This is a genomic window from Halioxenophilus aromaticivorans, assembly GCF_042850945.1.
Taxonomy (GTDB): domain Bacteria; phylum Pseudomonadota; class Gammaproteobacteria; order Pseudomonadales; family Cellvibrionaceae; genus Halioxenophilus; species Halioxenophilus aromaticivorans.
Genome location: NZ_AP031496.1, coordinates 2,040,972 through 2,064,282 on the forward strand (window position 1 = coordinate 2,040,972; position 23,311 = coordinate 2,064,282).

The window sequence follows — 23,311 nt, forward strand, 5'->3', positions numbered from 1 at the left end:
GCCTCCTACCAACTCATTGTTCTGGTTATAAGCGATGTCTCGCCCGTGCACCGATTTGGAAAGGGTGATTTATACGCCAATTGTAAAATGCGGATTGGTTCACATTTCTCGCCGCTCGCTTAGCTATTTTCTTTCTTAGAGTGGCACGCACCCTCTGCTCTTTAGATAAATCACCGATGGCCCATAATCAGTCACTGTATTAGCGCTGCGTTAGCTAACACCTCAAAACGGTGCGTTTACGCAGCTCAAGTAGTTAATATCGTAACAATTAACGCCAATACTGATTTCTGCGCCGCATTTTGACGCAGCAATTTTTATTAGTTAGGGCGGTAAGGGGGCGTAGCACAGATAAAAATATACGTATGTGCACAAAAATGGTATCAGGCTGCACCAAAAGAGCATGCTCTAAATATGCTAAACATAAGTATGTTTGCGCCAGCTTGCTGCAGTACTTGTGGCGGGGTCGATTTTGCATTGCTACTTGGAGTATTGAGCCATGTGGGCCGCTTTAGGAAAATACAAAAGTATTGTTGTTTCTATCGCTTTATTTTTGCTGTTGGATGCGTCTGTTCTAGCCCTTAACTTTTATATCTCGTTTAAAATTGCCGATGACGCCGTGGGTGTTAACTTGGCCGGGCGGCAGCGTATGTTGTCCCAGCGCACGGTAAAATCTCTTTACGAGCTGGATTCCGCCCCGGTAGGTTCTGAGGCCTACCAGCTTGCGCTACAGGAACTCACATTAAGCTACACCTTATTTGATAGAACACTCACCGCCTTTGATAGAGGCGGGCTCACCCGTGGGGCCGATGGCAACGAGGTGCTGTTAAAGCTCGTGGAATCTGCCGACGGCAGGCAAGCCATTACTGATGCCAAGCAGTTATGGGCGCCGTATTCGGCAGCCATTAGGGCGGTAATAAACAGCGCTGATTTGGGCGCAGCGCAGACCAATTTGGCTCAGGCTATAAGTTTGGCCCAGGCCAATAACGTTCCTCTGTTAGGTTTAATGAACCAACTCACGGTGGATTTAGAGCACGTTGCCACCAGTAAGGCCACAACCCTGCGGTATATCCAAACAGCGGGGATCAGCCTGGCCATCATTAATTTTCTGATTATTATCTTCCACTTTTTAAGCGAGCTGCGCCATAACGACAGGCAGTTAGAGGCAGCCCGCCAAGAAACGGAAGAGATATTGGATACGGTAAGTGAAGGCCTGTTTTTAATGGATGATCAGCACAAAATCGCCGGCCAGCACTCCGCTAGTTTGCCGGGGATGTTCGGCAGAGAAAGCCTTTCTGGCACAGTATTTACCGAGCTTATTAAAGATTTGGTAAAACCGAAAGATTTGCAAACGGCGGAGCGTTTTATTGCCTTGTTGTTTCGGCCGGATGTTAAAAGCAACCTAATACAAGATTTAAACCCCTTAAACGAAATAGAGCTGCAGATACCGGATCAAAACGGCGGTCACCGCAGATGTTATTTGAGCTTTGATTTTAAACGGGTGTTGTCGGATAACGAGAAAAACGTGCTGGTAACCGTCAAAGACATCACTCAAAGCATGTTGTTGGCTGCCGAGCTGGAGCAGGAAAAACAACGCAATGAACAGCAAATGGAAATGCTAACGGGCATATTGCACACCAACCCAGAAGACTTGGCTGACTTTATTGCCAAATCCTTCGCCAGCTTTGAACGCATCAATAAAATACTGAAAGATCAATCCAAAACCCTGGGTTCCTTAGGGCGCAAGTTAGAGAAAATATTCGTAGAGGTGCACAGCTTTAAAGGTGATGCTTCAGCCCTAGGGTTAGAGAACTTTGCGGATTACGGCCACCAGTTTGAAAAGCGTATAAAAGAATTGCAAGATATGGATGCTATTTCCGGTAACGACTTTTTAGGCTTGGCGGTGCACCTAGAAGGCCTGATTAAATACACCGAAGATATTAAAGGCATTGCCGATAAATTAGCCCAGTTTGCCGATGTGGCCAGTGCCGGTGGCGATAATAAAGCGCCGCAGCCGGCCAGCTCGGGTAAGTGGCAAAAGCTAAAAGAGTTGGCCGAGTTAGTATCCCAGCGGGAAGACAAACAAGTGCACGTGACGCTTACCGGTTTGAGCGAGCACCCATTTGGGCAGGGCGTTGAAGCTTTGGTGAACGACCTGTGTGTGCAGTTTATTCGCAATGCGGTGGTACACAGTATTGAGGCCAAACCCCAACGTGAAGAGGCCCGCAAGCCAAGCTATGGCCGAATAGACGTGCAGTTGGTGGAGCTGCCCAGCGGGGAGTTAGAACTGAGCGTTACCGACGATGGCCAAGGCATCGATTACGAGAAAATTCGTAAGCGGGCGGTACAAACCCCTGCCTGGAGCCAGGCCGGGGTACAGCAGTGGGATCAAAAACAATTAATGAAGCTGATTTTTGAGCCCGGTTTCTCCACCGCCGATTCTGTAACCACCGATGCCGGCCAAGGCGTAGGCATGAACGTCATTAAACAACGCATTGTGGATGCCGGCGGTAAGCTTAAAATTCACAACCGCACCGGTGCTGGCTGTAAGTTTGTGGTTACCTTGCCAAAGGCAGCAGAAAGTGAATTGGCTGCTTAACCTGGCGATTGTTGCATGCAGCCCGCGTGGTTTATTGGAGTCGAATTAATGCCTTGTGGAATGGACGAAAGCTATGGATAAATTGAGAATGATGGTAGTGGATGATTCCAACATTATCCGCCGTAAAATAGAGCGCAGCCAGCAGGGTGGACTGTTTGATGTTGTTGGCACTGCTGGCTCTGGTGTGGAGGCGCTGGCCTTGTTTGGCCAGGTCGACCCTGATGTGGTTACCATGGATATTACCATGCCGCAAATGGATGGCATCGAGTGTATTACACAACTTAAAGCGCGTAAGCCGGAGGTGAAAATATTGGTGGTGTCGGCGCTGTCTGATAAAGCCACCGGCATCGAGGCCTTAGAATGCGGTGCGCAAGGTTTTTTATGCAAACCGTTTGACGATGTAAAACTCAATGGCGCGTTAAAAGAATTGGTAGGAGATAGCCATGTCTGAGGCAACTTTACAGGTTTTTATTGATGGCGTTATCAACTACTTTCAGCATACCTCAGATAAAGACGTCAAAGTCGGCAGCCCATATTTGGCGGAGAACCATCGCCCGGCGGCGTTTGATTTTACCGGTATAATTGGCGTCTCTGGCCCGTACAAGGGCACGGTGTATTTTACGGCACCTAAGGCTCTATTAACCCATTTGTTGTTGGCCATTGGTGAAAAAGACACCTCAATGGAAAACATATTAGACTTGGTGGGTGAGGTCTCCAACACCATTTCTGGCAATGCGCGCAGCGAGTTTGGCCAGGAATTTATGATCTCTGTGCCAGTGGTGGTAGAGGGGGCACCCAGTGTGATACACCTGCCAAAAGAGTTGAGGTCTTATGTTATACCAGTGTACTGGAAGGCCTACAGCGCAGCCGTGGTAATTTGTTTGGAGCACTGACTGCTTAAACTCGCCGACGATGGCCGGCGAGTATTTGTTGGAGTGCAAGCCTAATGGGTGTTAGTCCATAAACGGGTAGTCGATGTAGCCTTCCGGCCCTTGGCTATAAAAGGTATTTGGGTCGGCCTCGTTAAGCTGTGCGCCTTCGGCGAATCGGCGTGGTAGGTCTGGGTTGGCAATAAACGGTACCCCAAAAGCTACGGCATCTGCGGTGCCCGCTTCGATGGCTTCTTCTGCCTCTTGTTGATCGTAACCCATGTTTAAAATCAACGTGCCGGTAAAGTGTTTACGGGCTGGGGTGATAACATCACCACTTTGCTCGCCTTTAAAGTCGCCGCGCATTAAATGCAGATACGCCAATTGCCGCTGGTTTAGTTGCTCGCTTACGTAAGCCACCAAGGCCTGTGGGTCTTCGTCTTTCATGCCATTGAAGCTATTTAATGGTGACAAGCGCACGCCGATATTACCCGCTCCCCACACAGGGATTACCGCATCTATTATCTCGAGCAGTAATTTGGCTCGGTTTTCCAGTGGGCCGCCGTAGGGGCCCGTGCGTTGATTAGCACTGGTGCGCAAAAACTCGTCCAGTAAATAGCCGTTGGCACCGTGTATTTCAATACCGTCAAAGCCTGCCTCTTTGGCGTTTTCCGCCGCTTTAACAAAGCCGGCAATAATTTCTGGGATTTCGTCGTCTGCCAGCGCCCTGGGTGTGGTGTAGTCTTGCTTGCCTTCTGGAGTGTGAACGTCATCGCCAGTGATGGCAATGGCACTGGGGGCTACGGGCGTTTTGCCGTCGTTAAGTGCTGGGTGGCAAGCGCGCCCACCATGCCACACTTGTAAAAATATTTTGCCGCCTTTTTCGTGTACCGCCTGGGTAACCTTTTGCCAGCCTGCGATTTGCTCCTGGGAGTGAATCCCAGGCTCGCGCCAAAAAGCTGAGCACTCTGGCATGGCCATGGTGGCCTCGGCAATAATTAAACCTGCAGACGCGCGCTGGGCGTAGTATTCCACCATTATATCTGTCGGCACGTGGTCTGCATCGGCTCGGCTGCGCGTGAGTGGTGCCATTAAAATACGGTTTTTTAGCTCATTGGCGCCCAGTTTTAATGGGGATTGTAACTTACTCATGTTGTTTCCTAATTGGTTTTCTGTCTGTTTCTTGTTTGGGAGCAAAAGCCATTCAGCGGCTTTTGCTTAAACGAACTTGATTTTACGCTGATAAAAAACTCTACAGCGATTTTTGGAACGGGCTTTAAAGCCTGCTTTTGCCGCAGCTCTTTTCTTCAATACGCCCAAAACCGAAGTGCAAAACCGATGCCCATTGCGAAGCGCACAAACTGTGCCCTGTGGGGGAGGGAGCGGCTTATTTTGTGTAACATTTACAACGGCTAACACCTATTTGCACAAAGTGGCTGGGCGGTATTGTGCTGCCGGGGAGTTATTACGAGTAGTTTTTTTGGGCTAGTTTTGTGTGATTGGGTTGTTAAAGGTCGCTGCTTGGCGAGGGCACATGCATGAGCCCTCGCTCAAAATTGCTTTGGTGATTATTTACCTGCTTGAATAACTCTCGCTATCTAATTGGTTCAAATAGAGCTTTTCTGGTTCAGCATCGCAAAGCATCAGCGATGCTGATTAATCAAGTGCTAATTAGAAGGGCGCGGGGTACTTTTTCAATACCGTTAGAATAGCGCTCTTGAGGTCGTCACTTAGGGTGATGTCGAAAGCGTTAATATCTTCTTCCAGTTGCGCCATGCTGGTGGCACCAATAATAGTTGAAGTAACGCCATCCACTTGGTCACACCAGGCGATGGCCAGTTGCGATGGCGTAATGCTGTGCTCTTTGGCCAAATCGACATAGGCTTGTACCGCCTCTGCTGCCAAGGGGGTATCACGGAACAGGCCATTGCGTTGGGTCAGCGTCCAGCGGCTGCCCTCTGGCCGCGCGCCGTTCAGGTATTTACCGCTAAGCATGCCCGCCGCCAGGGGTGACCACGGTAAAAAGGCCACCCGCTCCATAGCACAGTGCTCCACTAAATAGGGCCAGTCTTTACTGTGCAGCAGGTTGAACTCATTTTGTATCGATACCATGCGCGGCAGGTTGTGTTGCTCACTCAGTTTTAGGTAGGTAGCAATGCCCCATGGCGTATCGTCCGATAACCCGCAATAGCGTATCTTGCCGGCTTTTACACAAACATTGAGGCCCTCCAGCACGTCTAACATGCCCGCCGTGTGCTCTTCGCTGTTGGCTTTGCTCACCCGATAATGATTGGGAAAATGCTTGCCAAAGTGGGGGCTGGTGCGGTTGGGCCAGTGCAGTTGGTAGAGGTCAATATAATCGGTTTGTAGCCGGCTTAGTGAGGTGTCCACCGCTTCTATAATGGTTTCCTTGCACAAAGGCCTGCCGTCTCGGATGTAGCTCATACCCGGTGCTATCTTGCTTGCCAACACAAACTTGCTGCGCTTGCTGGGGTTACGCGCCAACCAATTGCCAATTATGGTTTCTGTTTTACCATAGGATTCGGCGTTGGGTGGGATGGAGTACATCTCTGCGGTATCGATAAAGTTTATACCGTGTCTCAGCGCGTACTCAATTTGTTCGTCGGCATCTTGCTGGGTATTTTGCGTGCCCCAGGTCATAGTGCCTAGGCAGGCTCTGGAAACCTCAAGGCTACTGGTGCCGAGCTGTGAATAGCGCATAGTTGGTCCTCATTAGTGGATAAAAAACTGTGGAAAGGTGAGTGGGCGCTTAAAACAGTGTCCCCAGTGTGGGCGGGGGCGTATCAGCAAGGTTTCTAGGAAACCTCACTGGTGCAGTTGCAAGCGAGAGCTAGCTAGCTGCCGCGTTAAGGCTGGTGATTTTTTCTATAAACTGGTTAAGCGCTTGTTTACTGTTGGTGTTCACGTTAACGGTGTTGTGGAATCCCACGGTGGCGTCCACCATCTCGTCTTTTATGGTTACTGTGTAACCATCGTGGCTGACCACGCCGGTAAGTTGGCCAAGGGTGTAGGTATCTGCTTCTTGCTTACCGCGGCTCTGAATCTCATTAAACGCTTGTAACAGCTCTTTGGCGGTCAGCTTGTGATCGTCGGAGTTATCCATAATTAAAACCTCTTGTTTGGCTTTAGCGTGTACATTGGGCAGCGCCGGTGTACAGGAGTTCCTGGTTGGGCGCCAGCTATGCTGTTGGTGTTGCAAAACCACTGCCAATTGCCGGATGCACCGCTGGATCTCCCGGCCATATGTTTGTTAATTAAACAGAGTCGGGGAAAGTACGCATGTGCACACACTTCAGACCCGCCGCAGGCCCAATGGGGCTTTAAATACCTGCTGCCGGGTTTATTGGGCCGGGGCCACGGTTGCTAGCTGAGTGAAAAATTCAATGTATTGGTTGTGGCCCTCTGGGAAAATCAGGTTAAGTTGCAAGCTGTCTTCTACATCAGTGATGCCGGCCATTACTTGGTGGTCCACAGCTTCACCTGGGCTTGGCTTTTGGCTGATGCCCGGCCGGTTGAGCTCTCCCTGGCTGCTATCCACGAAAATTGTAGCGTTATCGGTATTGAACGCTGCCCCCAGTTGTTGAATTAAGGTTAAAAAACCACGGTCGCTGCCGCCGCGTTGGTAACCTAGGGAATCTTCCGCTTTGGCTGAGGTAACGGTGTCGCCCACGCCAACAATGCACGGCATTATTGTCGGGTCAAAGTGGGCTTGGGCCAGTGCTAGCATCTCCGCTTGGCTACTTGGCGCGGTGCGCGCGCTGAAGTCTTCACCCAGGGGATAGTCACCTGTTTGTTGAAAGTAGTAACGGTTGAGTAGCACCAGTACGCCGGCTTCTTTAACGGCGCCGCGTAGCATAAATTGGAAATCCGTGGTGCCCATGTCTTCGTTGTGCGCGGGTTTCAGGCGTTCTAGCCCATCCTGCGTACCTAGGTTGGGAGCCAAGTGGGTGAAAAATGAACCCTCTAGGCCTTGCGTCTTCGCCATTTGCATCAGCTCTTGCATCAATTGGTAGGCCAGGTTTTGCAACGATTGATAGAGCCCAGCTTGGTTGCTGAAAGGGTGAAACAGGCTACCAATATTGAGCGAGGGGGAGGCTAGGTTATCGAGAATAATAACGTTAAGTATTTGCTCCAGCTGCGCTGGCTCCAACAGGAAGGGCGGAGCACTTAATGCCGCTTGCAGGCGCCCATGCAGCCACTTAGGCACGGCAGCTAAGAAGTCAATTTCAGTTTGGCTAACGCCGGGGTGTGAGGCTTTGCCAAAGCAATCCTGCCACTGCACGCCGCCGGCGGCTAGGCCCGGTAGATATAATCCTTGATCCTCGGCGCTTTGCGCATCATCGGCCAGGGCGGCGTCTACAATCCGGTTAACCCCGCGTGAGCCGATGTGTTCGCCATTGGTAAGCACGTAAAAGGGCGCTTCCGTTCGCTTTACCGCTGCGATGTACTGGCTGCTCATAGTGCGCGTGAGCGGATCTCTTTTTAGCTCCATGCACACGCCGTCCAAATCTTGAATAATCAATAAAGCAGTTTTTTTCTGTAGCGCGGAGAGAAAGCCTTGGTGGTTGGTAGAGCGAATAAAATCGGAAAGTACGGGGGGCATAGAGTCTGTTTGATTGCGAAATATACGTCGATGCTAGCGCTCTAGCGCACAGTATGCAAACCGCAGGCTGCTAGGGCCTGTTGACACTAATTCGGAGCCTCTGTTGAGTCAGGAAATAGTCCAATCTAGGCGCGAACCGCGAAGTTTGGTGGGCCCAAATAAGCGGTGAGCAACAACGAGTGGGCTATTTCCTGGCTCAACCCGTAGGGCTGGAGCCAGCTTCCCGCTCAACGTTGTTGCCAATCGCTCATGTAGGCCCACTACATTTCACGCTTGGCGCCTAGTTGAACGGGAAGCTGTCCGGGGCGCGTAGCCTCCAGCAGTGGTGCCAAATTAGTGTCAACAGGCCCTAGCCGGCTCTCTTGCAGCGCTCGGAGCAGTATTTGACGTTATCCCAGTCGCGCTGCCATTTTTTCCGCCAACTGAAAGGCCGTTGGCATACGGGGCAGACCTTATGCGGAAGATGTTGCTTCTTGTGATTGCTGCTGCGATGTTGGGGCATGGCTCGGTCGTACTTCCTAATTTGTATAGATAGCTTGGTTGTGAGGCTTGGCTGTAGGGTTTGGTTGTAAAAGAAGCCATCGCGAATTGGGCTAACGCGAGGCTTTGTTTTAGAATTCCTTTATAAGCGCACACCAGAGGCCAGAGTAAAACAATGACTATACGCAGTATCGCCCCAACTCGGTTTATTCCCTTCAGCACCGCCGACATAATTGCCATGTGCCGTAAGGACCATGGCGAACAGTCACCTCCGGTGATTGATGCTACTGACTTTGAGCGCTTTGCCGCTATGGTTGGTCAAGTTTTCCACGCTGAATTTAAACGCGATCAAGACAACCTAAAAAAGACCTACGCCGAAATTGACCCAGATGCTGATACCCGCGAAGTCTTTACAATCGAACAAACCGGCGAAGCTAAATTTATCGATTTATTAAAATCGGTTTTGAATAAAGCCAACTACGAGCCCATCTCCCAGCAAGAGCTGGAACAGGCGATGACGCGTTCCTCGCTGTTTAATTTGAGGTTAAAAGTCGACTTCGATGCGTTCTCCGAGGTGTTGCTGTTTTGCCGTGGCCAATCCGTGCGCCAAGCAACCGTTAAAAGTTGGTTTGGACTACGCAGCAAAGACGTAGAATTTATTAATTATGATCGCGTTGTAGTGTATGTGCGTTATAAATCTGAGACAACAAACGACGAGAAGGCCAGCGCAGACGTGAGGCCTGGTGCCACCTTACTGAAGCTATTTCAAAACGTGCCCCGTGCCGATTTGGAAATGCTATTCCCCAACACGCGGCCGGCAATGCGCATGCAAGATAAACTGCTTATTGGTATTCCTGCGTTGGTTAGTGGCGGCATTGTAGTAACCACCAAAATGGGCGCAACATTATTGCTAATGTCTTCCATGCTGGGGTTTTGGTTTGGTTTGCGGCAGGAGCCGGTGGAGCTTAACGCTGCAAATTTAACGATTTTGTGCGCGGGATTGGGTGCTTTGGGTGCCTACCTTTGGCAGCAGTTTTCCAAGTTCAAAAACCGACAACTATTGTTTTTGCAGCAACTAACGCAAAATTTGTATTTTAAAAATTTGGACAATAACGCCGGTGTGATTTATCGCCTGCTCAATGACGCCGAAGATGAAGAGGTTAAAGAATCGGTGTTGGCGTATTATTTTTTAATCTCCGCCGGCCCAGCGGATAAACAAACATTGGATAACACCATTGAACAATGGTTGGCATCGCAGTGGCAATGCACCATGGATTTCGAAATCGACGACGCATTACATAAATTAACGCGCTTAGGATTAGTAAATCAAAGCGGCTCAACCTACAGCGCATTACCGCTATCAGATGCCATCTTCAAACTCAACGAGGCCTGGAAAAATCAATGGGGTCAGATCGTTTGATTTTCCCCCAAGCGGATTCACAATGGTATCAATGGGGTCAGAGCGGTTGATTTTTTAATTAGCTGGGGCTAATCTGGCCTTACGAACCAAGTAAAGGATTACACAAATGGCTCGCTTACCCCGGCTCACCATGCCTGGCTGCCCCCACCACATTATCCAGCGTGGTAATAATAAACAGCCCTGTTTTTTTCAGCCTTCCGATTACAAAGCCTATCTCAGTTTTCTGCAAGAAGCCTCAGAACAATACGGTGTGTCTATCCATGCCTTTGTCCTGATGACCAATCACGTGCATGTATTGGCTACGCCCTGCGATACCAAAGGTATTAGTGCGATGATGCAAGCCCTAGGTCGCAGGTACGTACAACACATAAACTATGTGTATGAGCGCAGTGGTACCTTGTGGGAGGGGCGTTTTCGATCCACCTTGGTAGATAGTGAGCGGTATTTAATGACGCTCTATCGCTATATTGAACTGAATCCTGTCAGGGCGGGTATGGTGGCGCGCGCCGGTGACTACCCCTGGTCAAGCTTTCAACATAACGCCATAGGTAAGCCGATAAAACTAATTCGGCCACACCCGGTCTATCAACAGTTGGGCGACAGTGCAGAGAAAAGGCGCAGGCTGTATGGCACTTTGTTTAAGGGGCACATTCCTGATCAAGAGATAGCCGCAATTCGGCACGCTACCAACAAATCATGGCCGTTGGGTAGCGATACATTTATCGCTGATTTAGCTGCCAAAACCCAACGGCGGGTGTCACCACTGGGTAGAGGGGGCGATAGAAAATCGGAGAAGTTCCGGGACTCGCAAAATCAACCGCTCTGACCCCATTGATTTAGTAGATGAAAGAGTATGCTAGCAGGTGTTGTGCAAGATTTTTTGATCATTTGGGCGACGATAGACCCAATTGGTACTATGGCATTGTTTGCCGGGTTAACGGCAAAGTTATCCAGTGAACGACGGCGTAAAACTGCTGTAAGAGCTATTTTGTATGCCGGTGCTGTGCTGCTTGGGGCTATTGTTATTGGCCAAATTCTGTTGGGCGCCATGGGCATTAGTTTGGTTTCTTTTCAGCTGGCTGGCGGCATTATCTTATTTCTGTTTGGGCTGCAGATGATTTTTTCGGAAGGCTCAAACGATGAACACGTAGAACCTAAACATGACATGGCTGTTTTTCCATTAGCCATCCCGTCTACGGCTTCGCCAGGGGCGATCTTGGCGGTGATTTTGCTGACAGACAATCATACCCACCCAATTACCGAGCAGGTCGTTACTTCATTGATGATGCTTTTGGTGCTTGCTATAACCTTGGTGTTGTTACTGTTATCGGGTCGTATTTTAAAAGTGATTGGAACTGGTGGTGCCTCTATTTTGGTAAGAATCATGGGCATGATACTGGCCGCGCTTTCTGTGGAGTTTATTATAGAAGCAGTGATGTTAGAAGGGTGGTTGGGCGGTGGTTAATGCTGAAATTATCGCCGCCGTAGAAATCAATCGCTCTGACCCCATTGATTTCTTATGAGGCCCAGTGGTCTTGGATGATTTGTGCGGCGCGGTAGCCAAGAGCCATGGCCGGTGCGTTTGTGTTGCCGGATATATTACCCGGCATGGCGGAGCAATCTGCCACTCGTAAACCGGTTACGCCGCGCACTTTGAGCTCTGGGTCTAATACAGATTGCTCATCGCCTCCCATGCGGCAACTGCCTGTGGCGTGTAGGCCGCAAGTGGCCAAGCGCTTAAATGCCTCTAATATTTCTTCATCCGTTTGCACCAGTGGCCCTGGTACCATTTCGTGATCTATATGTTGGCTAAGCGCCGGTTGTTGAGCCAGTTGGCGCATGTATTTAAGGCTTTGAATGGCGCGTTGCTGATCTTGTGGGTGGCTCAACCAGTTGGGTTCGATTACGGCCGGGATGTTTGGGTCGGGGCTGATGATTTTAATTTCGGATTCACTTTGGAGGTCTAGTAACTGGCCGTAGAGTGAAAGGCCGGGCTGCTTGTCTATTTCAGATAGCGGAACCGGGTGGTTGTCGTCGCTTAGTTTAAAAACGTAGCCCGATAAATACAGCTGTAAATTGGGCCATTGAGCGTCACCAATTTTGGCAAAGCCACCCACCTCAAATGGGCCGAATGATAGGGCTCCGGTACCAAACAATTGTTGTTGCAGAATGTGTTTGGCTAAACCCAGGCCGTAAAAACAATGTTGATTGCCAATGCGATCTTGGTTTAGGCGAAAGGACATGGCAAAAGCCAAATGCTCGCGCATACGGCGGCCCACGTCTGGGCTGTGGGCAACCACGTTTACTCCAGCATATTCCAGTACTCGTTGTGGGCCTATGCCGGATAGTTGCAAAAGGCGTGGCGTTTCCAGCGCGCCGGCCGACAAAATAATTTCTTTGTTGCAGTAGATCGCGTGCGTCTTATCCTCAATGGACACCTCAACGCCAACGGCTTTATTGCCTTCGAACAGTACTTTGCGAACAAAGGTGTGAGTGGCTATGGTGAGGTTCTTACGATGTTTTATAGGATCAATAAACGCTTTGGCTGCACTGACTCGCCGGCCACGTTTGGTGTTGTGGCTGTACAAACCAACCCGTTCTTCGTGGCTATCATTTAAATCGTCCACCAAGTTAAGGCCTTGTTGCTGGGCTGCACTGAGCATGTCGTCCACCAGCGGGTAGCGAAACGGCCCGGGGCTAATGGTTACCTGGCCGCCTGTGCCTCGGTTGGCGGCAGGGCCAAGTTGGTGATCTTCAATGGCTTTTAGTGCGCTGTTAAAGGTTTGCCAATCCCAACCGGTGCAACCTTGTTGCTGCCAGGCGTCGTAATCCGCGGCTTGCCCACGAGACCAAATCATTCCGTTAATGGCCGATGAGCCGCCCAACCCTTTGCCGCGAATCCATACTTCCGGCTGTTCGGTGTCTGCTGTTCGCTTCTGGTCTATTTGATAAACCCAGGTGTAGGCCGGCTTATTAACCAATTTAGCAATGCCTTTGGGCATGGAGACCAGCGCAGACCGATTGTTGCTGCCTGCCTCAATCAGTAAGACGGAGTGTTTGGAATTGGCCGCGAGGGTGCCGGCGAGGGCGCAGCCAGAAGAGCCTGCACCAACGACAATAAAATCATAATGTTGGTTGGCGCACGGGTGAGAGTGAGTAGACATAAGACCTCGGCGGCCGGTAAAGCGGTTCGATGTGAGCCCGCATCGGCCAATGTAATTATTTTTGTTAGCGGTGTTTTTTGGGCAAAACAACTATGGCTGTTTATTTTAAATAATACAACTGTTCTATTACCTGTGGTGTAGTGAAATCTGAGCTATAAACTGACGAATATAATTCGATATAGCGAATTTAATTTTCGTTTAAGGTTTTGTTTATAGCATGTTCGTGGGTTTTAATAGCCAAAATAACACAATTAATCGAAATGCATCTGTTTGTTTAATAGCCTAAAACGGCCAGTATTGCGGGTAAACAGATCTCGTAATTTTGTGCCACAAAAGGGTCAAATTAGTCCAGATGTAAACTGGCTAGGCCAGTTTTTGGCCGTTAAAATGCCCGATGTAGTGATGTTATAAGAGAATCCCCGTATGAATACGTTTACGGTGGGCGTTCGTTTTATGATCGCTATGTAACACCTGTTATAAGTCAGTCGAGTGTTATAGTATGTAGTAAATTGGTCATGGTTGGTGCTGCTGAGAGTTAAATGGCGCCTCATTCATGATTCATAATAATGAATATAAATCAAAATTTCCGACTGGTTATTTGACTAATAATTATAATATCGAGGGATATAGCCATGCTTTCTTTTAGCCGAGAATTGCAGTTCGTCGCGTTTGAAGCTCCATCGTTTAAGCGCAAATCACTCTCCACCGCAGTATCTGCCATCGTAATGAGCGTAGCGGCCACCACTGGCTACGCACAAACCGAAGTGGATGAATCTACACAAGACCAGATTGCCGCCTTAGAGGAAATTGTGGTCACCGGTACGCTTATCCGTGGCGCCGAAGTGGCTGGGTCACAAACCATTGGTATCAGCGCCGACGATATTGTTCTGAGTGGGGCAGCTACCTCCAATGAGCTCTTGGGTTCTTTGCCGCAGGTTTCTAACTTCTTTAACCAGCAACCCGAGCAAGACACTCGTGGCGCAGCCCGTAATACGTTAAACCGTCCTAACCTGCGTAACCTGCCGGGTATTAATGACGCCAGTGGTGCCACCACTTTGGTGTTGGTAGATGGCCACCGTATGGCGCCCATGGGTATTGGGCAATCTTCCTTCGACCCCGATTTTATCCCAGGTATTGCTATTGAGCGGGTAGAGGTGATCACTGATGGCGGTTCCTCATTATACGGGGCTGATGCCGTAGGTGGTGTTATCAACTTTATTACCAAGCGCAGCTTTGATGGTGTGCAGGTTGATTTTGGTTACGACTTTGGCGATGAGTATGGTGCGTGGGACGCGTCAATTCTGGCGGGTACCAGTTGGGAAGACGGTAATGGTTATATTGCTTACTCTAAATCCGAGCGCGATGCCGTACTTAATCGCGATGTCGATTGGGCCAAACGCGGAAATTGGAATGAAGACGGTACTGTATTAACCCCTCAAGGGGTGGAGTGTATTTCTCCGGTGGGCAGCCTAGAGTCTTGGAATTATCTGAATATTCCCGGTGTGTTCTCAGGTTGGACCAATAACCCAGGTGCTGGAGCCGGACAGATCACGGCGTTGGGCGAGCCTTGTGATGCTGATGCGTCAGCGTCGTATATCCCCGAGCAAAATAGGGAGTGGTTATTTGCTTCTGTTACACAAGATTTAAACGAGGGTGTGGCGTTTGATCTAAAAGCCCACTACGGCGAGCGACGCCTTATCTTAAATCAATACCCATTGGGTGACGCTATTACCGGCAGTAATCCCAATGATTTAGGCCTTACGCCTGATACCAATGGAGGCTCCTCTGTTTATCAGCTGCCATCTGTTGGTTTCTCCTACGGTGCCAACCCGGCTTACCGCCATCAGAACAACGAGTTGTTTATCCAGGCTTGGGGCCTTACACCTGAGCTGACTATTGATTTAGAAGGCAGTTGGCAGCTTCGTAATACCATGCACTATGGCCGCTCTAACAACTATTCAGTAACGCCTGAAAGTGATCGAGCATTGGCGCTGGACTATGTTCAAAATGACAGCTTGGACCCGGCCAATATTGCCGGTGCAGACGCCGCTGTTATTAATGATATTCTAGATTTTCAAAGCAACGATCAAACGATTCAAGAAATGTTCTTTGTTCGCATGATCGCCGATGGTGATATTGTTGAAATGCCAGCCGGTATGTTGCGGGCGGCGGTGGGTGTCGAATTTTCACAAGATCGCGCTCGTAAGCGCCAAGGCGATACTGCACGAGGAACCCGCAGCGGTTTGTTATTTAACGAAGACAGCCGTGATGTAAAGTCGGTTTACGCTGAACTGAGCGTTCCGGTATTAGAAAACCTGAATTTGTCGCTGTCTGTACGCAACGACGACTACAGCGATTTTGGCCAAACCACTAATCCCAACATCGGTTTTACCTACGAGCCAGCTGAGTGGATTTCTATTTACGGCCACTGGGGCGAGTCATTTAACGCTCCTACAATTTTAGATCGCTTGGCAGAGGGTAGAGTGGTTGGCTTTTATCCTGGCGCGGCGCCAGGTGTCCCGGATCTCGGCCTGCGCGACCCGAACCGAACGGACGCCATTAATGTAGAAGGTTCAGGGGGGGATTTGAAGCCGCAGACGGCTGAGATATATGCCTTTGGGGTTGAGGTTGAGCCAGTTGAGGGTTTGATGTTTACCGCCAACTACTACGAAATTGATTTTATGGATTTGTTAGGTTCAGTGGACCCTACGTCAGCGGAGGCGGTGCGCTTAAACCCTTCCAATTTTATCTTCAACCCAACCCAAGAACAGTTGGATTTGTTCCTGGCTCAACTGGTAAACGGTGAAGACTACGCAGACATCGACGTAAGTGCCCTAGGGGTGATTGTTGACCGACGTATCTCTAATACCGAAAGTGCCGAGTTAAAAGGTTTGGACTTTGGTGTAAGTTATTATCACAACACCGATGCCGGCACCTTCTCTTATTCACTTTCTGGCAACAAACAATTGGACTTTATTATAACCTCCAATGGTGTTGAGTTGGACCAGTTGGAATACGATGTGGGAGACCTAACCATGGCTGCCTCGCTTGGCTGGGAGCGTAAGAATATGCGTGCTCACTTAAACTTTAGATACAGCGAAGGCTTTAATACCAGTAATGCGGTAAATCAATCCAGTGTTGATGATTACCTGGTAACCGATCTTTTGTTAGGTTATGAGTTCCAGTCCGATGGTGGTTTTACTGACGGACTATCGCTGAATCTGCGGGTATCGAATCTATTCGACGAAGAGCCTCCGATGCACCGTCGCAATCAACAAAACAACTACGCGTTTTGGACGGAAGGCCGGTTGTTTAAGTTGGGTATCAGTAAGTCGTTTAATTAATCTTTATCCAGGGGCGGCAGGGTTGCCGCTTCCTGGGGGTTAAGCGCTGATAGGTTGTTGGCGGGTTGTGTCCAGAGGCTGCGTGATTTTTGTGTGAGCCTCCAAGTAAATGAGTGGTTCGTCGATCTTCGTCTTTAATAAACTGCCGTTGGATTAGCAGCTCGAACCTTAGAGGTGCTTGGGTAAACCTATCGTGTTACTGAGCAAGCCTTTTGAACAAAAGTAATTGTGTTGCTCAAAGTAAATTTGCTGTTGGGTCGGTGCTTAGTTGTACCGGCCTTTTTTTGTTTTTGGACAGGCGTAAATTGTTTTCATTACTTTGAATGTTTGGCGTTGCTCGCGCTTGGTGTTTGTTTTATATTGATCAAAATGTTTTGTGATGTTGGGTTTTAGGGAAAGCTTTTAGAAAGCAATTGCTCTGAAATAGATAACTCCAAAATCCAAGCTACAGATCACCAACACGATAACCAATAAAGAGAAATCAGCGGCGGCCCTTATTGTGGAAAAACAGACCGATAACTTTAATAAATTTCTGTTTGAGAACAGCCCGGGGCTCGATCTTCATATAATTGATCGGCCTGCCAAAAAACAGGATACCAAAGAGATTTTGATCAATGCTGGCGAGCATTTGCTGGGGCAAAAAGGTGTGGCTGGGTTTTCGCTACGTGAGGTGGCCCTGTTTGCTGGTTTAAACAGTAATAATATTGTGCAGTACCACTTCGGTAACAAAAAAGGCCTAATTACCGCCATCTTGAACAATCGAGCAGAACGTATGATGGCGTTTCGCAAACGCCTAGCCGAGGAGATGCTCAGCAGTTCATTAACGGTGAGGGGTGCGCTGTTGCTGCTGTGGTTGCCTAGGATGTCCTTTAAAGACTCGGAGGGTTGCCATCCATTCTGTCGATTTTTGTTGCAATTGTGCGTCCATCCAAACGTCAAAGATTATCCTTTGATGCGTTACTACGATGAGGCTGTCGTTGGGCATCAGTCGAACTTGGAACAAACCGATCAGTATATACTACAAGCCTTGGACTGTTTACGAGCGCACTATAGCCACCTTTCTGAAACCACCTTTGAGCAGCGTTTGGCCGTGTTAAATTTGGCTCATCTTACATCGGTGGTGTCTTCGGATACCGCTCGTAAAATTAAGGCGACGGATATCGAGTATTACGATATGGATTTTATGGTTGATTTTGCCGTAGGCACGTTATCTGGGCTGTAACTTGTTTTACCCAAACCCGCGTCACAAAAAGGCTATTTAAAAATCGCGCTTCAACAAAACGGCTGTGGCTATTCACCCAGCACTGAGTTCATGTAATTTTGCAATTTTTCGGTCTCCTCGCTAGAAAAGTGCAAGCTCAAGCCGTTGCGCCGGGCTAGGATATCCTCAGCGGTTTTTGCCCATTCTTCTGCAATCAAATAATTCACTTCGGCTTGGTACAAGCCATGGCCAAAATCCTGGCCTAGGTGCTTTAACTGCTTGGCATTGCCCAAAATGGAATAGGTCAGCTCACCGTAGGTGCCGGCTAAACGCTGCAGCAGCGGCTGAGGCAGGCCGGCGAAAGATGCGGACAGCTCGGCAACGAGCTGCTTTACGGATTCTATATCGCCGCCCGGCAAGGATTGTTTTGTTGGCTTTTTGTTGCGGCAATGCTTGGGCAGATAGGGGGCCACTAGGCGCAGCACGCGCTTTGCTGTTGTGTAGGAGCCGAGTAGGTCACCACCCAGAAGATTCACCAGCGGTGACTGACCATCCGGGCATTCAAAATCCAGTACTAGATCACTTAAATCGGCTCTGGTGCCGTCATCGCAAACCGCGCGCAACCCCGTTTTGCAGAGTTTTACATCGTTCAAATTAAAGGCGTTATCACTCAGTGTACGTAACTGTGATAACAGATCAGCTTCGTCTTGATTCATCTGTTGTTGGATAAGCGGCCCTTCTTGAGGTGAGATCAACGGGCCAAAATGCAGCCAATCTTGGTTGATGGGGGTGAGGCCAATCCGTTGTTGCGTGTTGGAATGGTAAAACACTGCCGAGCTTAGGTTGATGGTATTGGCAAGTATTAAGTGGCTCAAACGCAATTGTTTGATGCCTGCGCGGGTGTCCCGTTGCAGTTGGGTGCGGATTACCTCTTGCACGTGGCCGCCGGTGGCGTTGATGAGTATTTGCGTATTGATGCGATGCACGCGGCCCTTGGGGTCAGCTATGGCCAGCTGCCAAAGGCCTTGATTTCTGTTGCCTTCGGTGAGCCGGTGCCGGGTGGCAATGGTGGCACCGGCAGCCTTGGCAGCCAGGGCGTTGGCCAGAGTAAAGCGGAAGTCCAACACTTGATACCCGGTATTGGCTTTGGCCGTTAGCTCAGCCGGTTGGCGCCAGCTTGGCTGGGGCACCACTGCTGACGGGTGTTGCCACAGGCCGTGAACCGCATCCAAAAGCGGCCAGCTCCAGTGTTTGGGGTGGTACTCAACGCTATTGATGGGCCTCAATAGGTGCGGTGCCGAGTGCTTAAGCTGGCCGATGGCGCGGTAATGACTGGCAAGCTTGGCCAGCCGCAAGTGGCGCAGATCGTTCAAGCCCGCGGTAACGAAATAGGGATTATTGCTGGAATAGCCCGTGGCCAGATCCTGGGCTTGGCACAGTAATACCGATAATCCCAGGCAGGCTGCCGCTCGGGCAATGGCTGTACCGTTGATTCCGCCGCCAATCACCACCATATCGTAATGCTCGTGTATCACCGCAGGTTCTGGTGGTAAAGGGGTTGCAGTGGGTGATTGGGTCGTTATAGTCACGGCGGCATTCCTTAGTGCGAGGCCGTTTCGCGGGCTAACCGCTGGCCTTTTCAACCAGTATAATCGGCAATTCCCTGCGTATCCTATAAATTTTAAGGCGATTTCTTTGCAAGACGGTATTTTCAACTTCGACCAAACCCTCGGCCACCACAGGCCGCGCTTGGTGCGCTTGGCCAAGGACATCAAACGTCGCCAGAAGGCCAATAAGTCGACGGATAAGTTGGTCGCAAAGCTCGCCCAGCAGGTCCAGGCCTCCCAGGCATTGGTGCAGCAAAAGGCCCAAGCACGGCCGGCTATCACCTACCCAGAGCAGCTGCCAATCAGCGAACGGCGGGAAGACATTGCCAAAGCCATTGCTGAACACCAAGTGGTGGTGCTGGCCGGGGAGACCGGGTCCGGTAAGACCACCCAGCTGCCCAAAATTTGTTTAGAGCTAGGCCGAGGCATAGAAGGGGTTATTGGCCATACCCAACCGCGGCGCTTGGCCGCCAGTACCGTGGCCAGTCGGATTGCAGAAGAGTTGGGTGTTAACCTGGGCGACGAAGTCGGCTACCAAGTTCGCTTCAGCGATCAAAGCACCGAGCAGAGCTACATTAAGCTAATGACCGATGGCATCTTGCTGGCAGAAATCCAGCAAGACCCGATGCTCTATCGGTACGATACATTGATCATTGACGAGGCCCACGAGCGCAGCCTAAATATCGATTTTTTGCTGGGCTATTTAAAAACGTTATTGCCCAAGCGCCCCGACTTAAAGCTCATTATTACCTCTGCGACCATTGATTTAGAGCGCTTTTCAAAGCATTTCAATGATGCCCCTATTATTGAGGTTTCTGGCCGCACCTACCCGGTGGAGGTGCGTTATCAGCCTATGGCAGCCCAGCAGGAGGATACCTACCAAGCCATTCTGGAGGCTATCGAAACCCTGCTGCACGAGGAGCGCAAGAGCGGCACTACCGGGGGTGATTTTTTGGTGTTTTTAAGTGGTGAGCGAGAAATTCGTGAAGCCGCATTACTGTTGCGCAAAGCGCAGTTGCCTCACTTAGATGTGCTGCCGCTGTACGCTCGCCTCAGCTTAAAAGACCAAAGCCGAGTGTTTGCCAACCACAAGGGCCGGCGCATTGTGCTGGCAACCAACGTGGCTGAAACCTCGGTGACCGTGCCCGGCATTCGCTACGTCATCGACCCAGGCTTCGCTCGCATTAGCCGCTACAGCTATCGCACCAAAATTCAGCGCTTACCCATTGAGCCGGTTTCCCAAGCCAGTGCTAACCAGCGCAAGGGGCGGTGTGGCCGAGTGAGCGCCGGTATTTGTGTTCGTTTGTACAGCGAAGAAGATTTTCTCTCGCGGCCGGAATTTACCGACGCCGAAATCCTTAGAACCAATTTAGCCTCCGTTATTTTGCAAATGTTGCAGCTGCGGCTGGGCGATATTCGACGGTTTCCGTTTATCGATGCGCCGGATAACCGGTTGATCAACGACGGCTTTAATTTGTTGCAGCAACTCAAAGCGGTGGATGCCCACGCAAAAATCACCGGAGTGGGTAAGCAACTGGGAACGCTGCCGGTGGACCCACGCATGGGTGCCATTATTTTGGCTGCGGCCGAACATAACTCCTTGCAAGAGGCGTTAGTGATTGTCAGTGCTTTGGCCGTGCAAGACCCACGCGAGCGTCCGGCGGATAAACAACAGGCCTCGGATGAAAAACACCGACGATTTTGGCACGAGCAATCCGATTACCTAGCGTATTTAAGTTTGTGGCAGCACTACGAGCAGCTGCGGCAGGACTTATCTCAAAATCAATTTCGCAAGCAGTGCCAAAAAGAATTTTTATCGTTTTTAAAATTGCGAGAGTGGCGTGATATACACCGCCAGTTAACTCTGGCTTGCCAACATTTAAAACTGAAACTCAATAAAGAAGAGGCCAGTTACGAGGCTATCCATAAACCGTTGTTGGTGGGTTTGTTGGATTATGTTGGCAACAAAACCAGCGATGGCGATTACCTGGGCACACGCAACCGTAAATTTAATATTTTTCCGGGTTCATCGCAGTTCAAAAAACGGCCCCAGTGGTTGGTGGCTTCCGAGCTTTTAGAAACCAGTAAATTGTACGCCCATGGAATCGCTAAAGTAGAGCCCGAATGGATTTTGGCCGCCAGTTTACATCTGGTAAAACGCAGCTATTCCGAGCCCCATTACGATGCCAAACGCGGTCAAGTAATGGCCTACGAGCGTATTACGTTGTTTGGTTTAACGCTGGTGGAAAAACAGCGCGTTAATTATTCACCAATCAACCCACAGGAAAGCCGCACGGTCTTTATACGTCAAGCGCTAGTGGAGGGCGGCTACGCAACGATCAACCGATCGCGTCAACGACGCGGGGCCGGCACCCGTACCGTGGGAGAGTTTTTTCGTAGCAACCAACAATTGGTGCAAGAGGTTTTAGAGCTAGAGGCCAAGTCACGTCGGCGGGATATCTTGGTGGACGATGATGTCTTGTTTGATTTTTACGATCAGCGGGTAGGGGACGAAGTAGCCAGCTTGGCCAGTTTTGAAAAATGGCGAAGTACGGCGGAGCAGGCCGAGCCGAATCTACTGTACATAGACCGCGAGTTACTGATGCGGCACGCGGAATTTGACGCTGGTCAAGCCCAGTTTCCAGACATCGTGTCCTGGGGGGGGATGGAATTTCCCCTCACGTATCATTTTGAGCCGGGCAGTGCCGAAGACGGTGTTAGTGTGCATGTGCCCGTGGGTTTGCTGCATCAGGTGCCCGAGTTTTTACTGCAATGGCTGGTGCCTGGCTTGTTGCGAGAAAAATGTACTGCATTAGTGAAAGGGCTGCCTAAGCGCTGGCGCAAACAGTTTGCTCCTGTACCTATGTACGTGGATAAAGCTCTGGCGGCCATGGCCATTGAGAATAAACCCTTAATTGAGGAGCTCAATCGACAGCTGTACCGCATCAACAACGTGTCAATTCCATCCGAAGCGTGGGATGAAGTTGTGCTTGATGACTATTACAAGATGAACATCAAGGTTGACGATGACCGCGGCAAGCTTATTGAACAAAGCCGAGATTTATCCGAGTTAAAAGCCAAATATCGTGAGAATGTGCAGCAGACATTGCAGGCTGCAGGCCAAAGCCAAGAGGTAAGTGGTATCACTCAATGGGATTTTGGTGCGCTGGCCAAAACTCAGCAGCTCAAACGCAAGGGACTGAGTATCAAAGCGTTCCCTGCGTTGGTTGACGAGGGCGACTCGGTAGCGTTAAAAATGCACGATAACCCACAGGAAGCCGAAGCCCTCAGCCTAAAAGGTCAGGTTCGGCTAGCCATGATCGCCGAGCGGGAAAAAGTTAAATATCTACGCAAAGAACTGCTAAAAGGCAAAGACCTCGGGTTAACCCTCACCAACCTGGGCAAACGCGACGCGGTGGCCGATGACATTATTGCCGCGGCCATTAAACAGGTGGTTTTCGCCGGTGCGGTACTGCGCGAGCAAACGGAATTTCAACAGGCATTGAGCCAGAAAGGGTCGGAAATCGTGCCCAGGGCTAATGCTATTGCTGATATTTTGGCGGGTGTTTTGGCTCATGTGGTGGCCATTAAAAAGGCGATGAAAACCAGTAAAAATGCCTTGGCGATTGCCCGTGCGGCGGAAGACATTGGCCAGCAGCTGGATAACCTGCTGTACCCTGGTTTTCTATTTGATACCGACTTTGAGCAGCTGCAACAATTTCCGCGTTATTTGCAGGCCATTCAGGTGCGGTTGGAGAAGGTTGCCCAAAGCCTACAGCGTGACAAACTGCACATCGCCGAACTGGCAGAGCACTGGCAAAAATTCGTCGATCTTAAAGCGCAAAAAGGTGATATTTGGTGCCAAAATAACGAGCTGCTGCAGCGCTACCGGTGGATGATAGAGGAGTTGCGCGTGTCGCTGTTTGCGCAAACCCTAGGCACGCGCTCCCCGGTTTCATCAAAACGGCTTAGGGCCCTTTGGGATGAACTTTATTCCTCAATGTAA

The 23,311-nt window shown here is 50.0% G+C and carries 16 protein-coding genes; 9 read left to right on the forward strand and 7 right to left on the reverse strand.

What is annotated here, in order from left to right; genetic code table 11:
* Positions 1–496 precede the first annotated feature (496 nt).
* The 3 genes from ACGHM3_RS08850 (at position 497) to ACGHM3_RS08860 (ending at position 3,489) form a co-directional block, all read left to right on the forward strand.
* On the forward strand, positions 497–2,596 hold the full coding sequence (locus tag ACGHM3_RS08850; protein ID WP_345418429.1) for an ATP-binding protein: 2,100 nt from the start codon (positions 497–499) through the stop codon (positions 2,594–2,596).
* A 73-nt stretch (positions 2,597–2,669) separates the two neighbouring features.
* Positions 2,670–3,047, forward strand: a complete 378-nt coding sequence (locus ACGHM3_RS08855; protein WP_345418432.1) for a response regulator — start codon at positions 2,670–2,672, stop codon at positions 3,045–3,047.
* Entirely contained in the window at positions 3,040–3,489 is a 450-nt protein-coding gene (locus tag ACGHM3_RS08860) for a chemotaxis protein CheX (RefSeq protein ID WP_345418435.1), read from the forward strand. The genes ACGHM3_RS08855 and ACGHM3_RS08860 overlap by 8 nt, the downstream gene beginning before the upstream one ends.
* A gap of 60 nt (positions 3,490–3,549) precedes the next feature.
* On the opposite strand, the gene ACGHM3_RS08865 is transcribed toward ACGHM3_RS08860, so the two are convergent.
* The 5 genes from ACGHM3_RS08865 to ACGHM3_RS08885 form a co-directional block, all read right to left on the reverse strand.
* Positions 3,550–4,617, reverse strand: coding sequence for an alkene reductase (locus tag ACGHM3_RS08865; RefSeq protein ID WP_345418438.1), 1,068 nt, complete (start codon positions 4,615–4,617; stop codon positions 3,550–3,552).
* Between the two features lie 519 nt (positions 4,618–5,136).
* The gene (locus tag ACGHM3_RS08870; RefSeq protein WP_345418441.1) at positions 5,137–6,186 is read right to left on the reverse strand and encodes an aldo/keto reductase; all 1,050 of its coding nucleotides are present in this window, start codon (positions 6,184–6,186) and stop codon (positions 5,137–5,139) included.
* A 130-nt stretch (positions 6,187–6,316) separates the two neighbouring features.
* A complete protein-coding gene (locus ACGHM3_RS08875; protein ID WP_345418444.1) occupies positions 6,317–6,589 on the reverse strand; it encodes a DUF3081 family protein in 273 nt (90 codons plus the stop codon).
* Between the two features lie 237 nt (positions 6,590–6,826).
* On the reverse strand, positions 6,827–8,089 hold the full coding sequence (gene stpA, locus ACGHM3_RS08880) for a glucosylglycerol 3-phosphatase (protein ID WP_345418447.1): 1,263 nt from the start codon (positions 8,087–8,089) through the stop codon (positions 6,827–6,829).
* Between the two features lie 349 nt (positions 8,090–8,438).
* Positions 8,439–8,591, reverse strand: coding sequence for a DUF2256 domain-containing protein (locus ACGHM3_RS08885; RefSeq protein ID WP_345418450.1), 153 nt, complete (start codon positions 8,589–8,591; stop codon positions 8,439–8,441).
* A 153-nt stretch (positions 8,592–8,744) separates the two neighbouring features.
* On the opposite strand from ACGHM3_RS08885, the gene ACGHM3_RS08890 reads away from it, so the two are divergent.
* From ACGHM3_RS08890 to ACGHM3_RS08900, 3 genes are all read left to right on the forward strand, one after another.
* A complete protein-coding gene (locus ACGHM3_RS08890) occupies positions 8,745–9,989 on the forward strand; it encodes a TMEM143 family protein (protein ID WP_345418453.1) in 1,245 nt (414 codons plus the stop codon).
* A gap of 106 nt (positions 9,990–10,095) precedes the next feature.
* Positions 10,096–10,815: a transposase gene (locus ACGHM3_RS08895; protein WP_345418456.1), complete on the forward strand. Its 720-nt coding sequence runs from the start codon at positions 10,096–10,098 to the stop codon at positions 10,813–10,815.
* A 27-nt stretch (positions 10,816–10,842) separates the two neighbouring features.
* Positions 10,843–11,454 carry a MarC family protein gene (locus ACGHM3_RS08900; protein ID WP_345418459.1) on the forward strand — a complete coding sequence of 204 codons (612 nt, stop codon included), beginning with the start codon at positions 10,843–10,845 and terminating at the stop codon, positions 11,452–11,454.
* Between the two features lie 52 nt (positions 11,455–11,506).
* Here the strand turns inward: ACGHM3_RS08900 and ACGHM3_RS08905 are convergent, their stop codons facing one another.
* The gene (locus tag ACGHM3_RS08905) at positions 11,507–13,153 is read right to left on the reverse strand and encodes a GMC family oxidoreductase N-terminal domain-containing protein (RefSeq protein ID WP_345418462.1); all 1,647 of its coding nucleotides are present in this window, start codon (positions 13,151–13,153) and stop codon (positions 11,507–11,509) included.
* 632 nt (positions 13,154–13,785) lie between these two features.
* On the opposite strand from ACGHM3_RS08905, the gene ACGHM3_RS08910 reads away from it, so the two are divergent.
* Together ACGHM3_RS08910 and ACGHM3_RS08915 are read left to right on the forward strand one after the other, a co-directional pair.
* On the forward strand, positions 13,786–16,497 hold the full coding sequence (locus ACGHM3_RS08910; RefSeq protein WP_345418465.1) for a TonB-dependent receptor domain-containing protein: 2,712 nt from the start codon (positions 13,786–13,788) through the stop codon (positions 16,495–16,497).
* A gap of 499 nt (positions 16,498–16,996) precedes the next feature.
* Positions 16,997–17,719 carry a TetR/AcrR family transcriptional regulator gene (locus tag ACGHM3_RS08915; RefSeq protein ID WP_345418469.1) on the forward strand — a complete coding sequence of 241 codons (723 nt, stop codon included), beginning with the start codon at positions 16,997–16,999 and terminating at the stop codon, positions 17,717–17,719.
* A gap of 68 nt (positions 17,720–17,787) precedes the next feature.
* Here the strand turns inward: ACGHM3_RS08915 and ACGHM3_RS08920 are convergent, their stop codons facing one another.
* Positions 17,788–19,287, reverse strand: coding sequence for an FAD-dependent oxidoreductase (locus ACGHM3_RS08920; RefSeq protein WP_345418472.1), 1,500 nt, complete (start codon positions 19,285–19,287; stop codon positions 17,788–17,790).
* 106 nt (positions 19,288–19,393) lie between these two features.
* Here ACGHM3_RS08920 and hrpA point away from each other — a divergent pair, with 106 nt between their 5' ends.
* Positions 19,394–23,311, forward strand: coding sequence for an ATP-dependent RNA helicase HrpA (gene hrpA / locus ACGHM3_RS08925; protein WP_345418475.1), 3,918 nt, complete (start codon positions 19,394–19,396; stop codon positions 23,309–23,311).